The 3,683-nt window shown below is 69.0% G+C and carries 5 protein-coding genes; 3 read left to right on the plus strand and 2 right to left on the minus strand.

The window, feature by feature from the left end; genetic code table 11:
* From ACHFFZ_RS02210 to ACHFFZ_RS02220, 3 genes are all read left to right on the plus strand, one after another.
* A partial coding sequence (locus tag ACHFFZ_RS02210) for an MMPL family transporter (RefSeq protein WP_394275033.1) occupies positions 1-1,618 on the plus strand: 1,618 nt, incomplete at its 5' end.
* A 4-nt stretch (positions 1,619-1,622) separates the two neighbouring features.
* Entirely contained in the window at positions 1,623-2,678 is a 1,056-nt protein-coding gene (locus ACHFFZ_RS02215; protein WP_394275034.1) for a YbhN family protein, read from the plus strand.
* A 10-nt stretch (positions 2,679-2,688) separates the two neighbouring features.
* Complete coding sequence (locus ACHFFZ_RS02220) at positions 2,689-3,093, plus strand: DUF3054 domain-containing protein (RefSeq protein ID WP_394275035.1); 405 nt, start codon at positions 2,689-2,691, stop codon at positions 3,091-3,093.
* Positions 3,094-3,113: 20 nt separating this feature from the next.
* On the opposite strand, the gene ACHFFZ_RS02225 is transcribed toward ACHFFZ_RS02220, so the two are convergent.
* A complete protein-coding gene (locus ACHFFZ_RS02225; protein WP_394275036.1) occupies positions 3,114-3,236 on the minus strand; it encodes a hypothetical protein in 123 nt (40 codons plus the stop codon).
* A gap of 45 nt (positions 3,237-3,281) precedes the next feature.
* A partial coding sequence (locus ACHFFZ_RS02230; protein ID WP_394275037.1) for a hypothetical protein occupies positions 3,282-3,683 on the minus strand: 402 nt, incomplete at its 5' end.

The raw sequence follows: 3,683 nt of genomic DNA on the forward strand, positions 1-3,683 counted from the left end.
GGCCACGACGACGGCCACGGCGGGCAAGACGGTGGTGTTCTCGGCGGCGATGGTCGCCGTGGCACTGTCGGGGCTGCTCGTCTTCCCGCAGGCCTTCCTCAAGTCGGTCGCCTACGGCGCCATCTCGGCCGTCGGCCTGGCGGCACTGCTGTCGGTAACGGTGCTGCCGGCTCTCTTCGGCATGCTCGGCCACAACATCGACAAGTGGGCCATTCGGCGGACCAAACGCACCGCCCGCCGCCTGGAGGACACCGTCTGGTTCCGGATTCCGGCGTGGGCGATGAAGCACGCCAAGCTGGTCACCGTCGGTGTCGCGGGCCTGCTCATCGCGTTGACCATCCCGCTGACCGGCATCACCTTCGGCGGCATCAACGAGACCTACCTGCCGCCGGACAATGACACCCGCGTCGCGCAGGACGAGTTCAACGAGAACTTCCCCGCCTTCCGCACCGAACCGGTCAAGCTCGTGGTCACCGGCGCGGATGAGCAGCAGCTGGTGGACATCTACATGCAGACCCGGGAGATCACCGGCCTGTCGTCACCGTTCACCCCGGACTCGGGCACCGTCGACGGTACGACGGTGCTCTCCGCGGGCATCGAGGACCGCGACCTCAACCGGGACGTAGTGGAGCAGCTGCGCGACATCGACGTGCCGGAGGGGGTCACCGCCTACATCGGCGGCACCCCGGCGATGGAGATCGAGTCCATCGAGGCCCTCCTGGAGAAGCTGCCGTGGATGGCGCTGTACATCATCGTGGCCACGTTCATCCTCATGGCGCTGGTGTTCGGTTCGCTCATCCTGCCGGCCAAGGCCATCATCATGACGGTCCTCGGTCTCGGCGCGACCCTGGGCATCCTCACCGCGATGTTCGTCGACGGTCTCGGCGCGGACCTGTTCAACTTCACGCCGGGCCCGCTGATGTCGCCGGTGCTCGTGCTCATCGTCGCCATCGTCTACGGCCTGTCCACGGACTACGAGGTCTTCCTTGTCTCCCGGATGGTGGAGGCACGCGACCGGGGGGACACCACGGACGACGCCATCAAGTACGGCACCGCGCACACCGGTTCCATCATCACCGCCGCAGCGCTCATCATGATCGTCGTCGCCGGCGCGTTCGGCTTCTCCGAGATCGTCATGATGAAGTACATCGCCTTCGGCATGATCTTCGCCCTGGCCATCGACGCCACCATCATCCGCATGATGCTCGTCCCCGCCGTCATGCATCTGCTGCGCGAGGACAACTGGTGGGCGCCGGGCATCGTCAAGAAGGCGTACGCCCGGCTCGGCCACGGGTCGACGCCCACCCAGGCCCCGGCACCTGCGCCCTCCCCCGCCCCCGTGCACACACCGGTGGACCCGGAGCCGGAGGACACCGCGCCGAAGGAGACGGTGCGGGAGGAGCCGGTGCGGGAGGAGCCGGTGCCGAGGCACGCGGACGTCGATACGCAGCAGCAGATCCACGAGGGTGAGCTCCTGCTTGACGACGCCGTCGTGGTCGACGAGTCCGAGGCCGCCCGCGGTGGGCGCACCACGAGTGAGGACGAGGAACTGGTGCCCTTCGCCGAGCTCATGCGCCGACTGCAGGCGGACAGGGACACCAAGCGGCTGGAGCGTTGACCGGATGCGGTTTCTCCGGCAGGTGGCGGCGAACCGCTGGGTGAGATGGCTGGCGCCGCTGGCCGTGCTCATCGTGCTCGGCGTGGCGTTCCGCGACCAGATGCCGTTCATCGCCGACGGTGTCCGGCGTCTGCGCGACGCCGACCCCGCCGGTGTCCTCCTCGTCCTCGTGGCCTCCGGTGCCGCGCTGGTGGCCATGGCGGAGGTCATGCGCCTGCTCATGGGCGCCGGCGGCACCCGCGTCCCCCTACGGGAGACCACCGCGATCACCCTGGCCTCCAACTCGTGGTCCACCACCCTGCCGGGCGGGCCGGCCTTCTCCGCGATCCTCACCTTCCAGGTGCAGCGTGGCTGGGGCGCGAGCGTCATCCTGTGCGGCTGGTTCTTCCTGCTGTCCTCGGCGTTGTCCACGATGTGGCTCGTCCTCATCGGCGGCTCCGCCGTCCTCTTCCTCGGCGCGAAATTCAGCGTGTGGTCGCTCGTGGTCACCTTCGTCGCCATGATCGCGCTGGCCGGCGCGGTGTACTGGGCCGCCCGCCACCCCCAGCGCCTCGAGGGGTGGGCCCGACGCCTGCTGCCCCGGGTCAACCGCCTGCTGCGCCGTGACCCCGATGCCGGGCTGGAGACGGCACTGGACCAGATCCACCAGCTGGAGACGGTGCACCTGTCCCGCACCCGCTTCACCGTCGCCGCCGGCTGGTCCCTGGCCAACCGGCTGCTCGACGCCCTGTCCCTGTGGGCGTGCATCTGGGCCGTCACCGGCGATCTGCCGTGGCTGGAGGCCGAGCCCGACCACACCACCGTCATGGGTGTGCTGCTCGCCTACACCACCGCGAAGATCGCCGGCTCCGCCCAGGTCACCCCGGGTGGGCTGGGCACGGTGGAGGCGACGATCATCGCCACGCTCGTGGCCTCCGGCATGACCGCCGTCGACGCCACCGGCGCCGCGATCATCTACCGTCTCATCTCCTTCGCCCTCGTCACCGCTGTCGGCTGGGTGGTCTACGCCCTGCACTACGCCCGCCGGGGTGTGACGGCCCGCGCCACACAGGACCACTAGAGTAGGCGGCATGAACCGGATCACCGCCCTGCTTCTCGACGTCGTCGCCATCGCCGTGTTCGCCTTCCTCGCCCGGGTCGCCCACCAGACCGACGAGATGCCGCTCACCGTCGGCGGCTGGGCATCCACCCTGTGGCCCTTCCTCCTCGGCGTCGGCGCCGCCGCCCTCATCGGGGCCGTCGCCCGCTGGGACGCCGCCCGCATCGCCCCCGCCGGCGTGGGCACCTGGGTGATCACGGTGCTGGTCGGCCTGGGCATCTGGAGCCTGCGCAACGGCGAGCTGCCGCACTGGTCCTTCATCCTCGTGGCCACGATCATGTCCGGCCTGCTGCTGCTCGGGTGGCGCCTGATCGCGGGGCGCCGGTCCGGACGCACGAACGCCGCCGCCCCCGGAGTCCGGGAGACGACGGCGTAGGTGCACGCGGTCAGGCTGGGTTAGCCGATCGAGTGGAGGATCTGGTTGACGATCATGACGACGATGTTGATGATGTCGCCGGAGAGGTCGAGTGCGAGGCTCAGCATGGGGAGCTCCTTTTCGGGCAGTGATGCCGTGGTCAACGTTGCAGTGTCATTAGGGTCTATCGGCGTACGGTAACAGAATCGTTACATGCCCGGAAAACCGCAGACGGTCGCCCCCTCCGCCAGGCGGCGGGCGATCTCCTTCGGCTCCCCCGGGGCGTGGAACAACCCGAAATACGACTCCGGGTTCCGCCGGCCCAGATCGATGTCGTACATGGTGTAGAGGTAGGCCCGCCCGATCCGGGGATCCTCCCCGATCAGGTCCAGGGCCTCGGCGATGAGGTCCGCCTGTCCCGACTCCCCCACCCCGCGGTCGCCGTCGGAGGGGGCGCCGATCTCCGTCACCCAGATCTGCTTGTCCGTGTCCCCGTACTCGTCCATGAGGGCGGTCATCTGTGACATCTGGCCGAAGGCGTTCCAGTCCGACTCCCCCGAGGGTCGCTCCGGGTAGGAGTAGGGGTGCATGCCCACGGTCGTGACAAGAAG

Origin of the sequence: Luteococcus sp., assembly GCF_043424415.1 — a bacterium.
GTDB lineage: Bacteria > Actinomycetota > Actinomycetes > Propionibacteriales > Propionibacteriaceae > Luteococcus.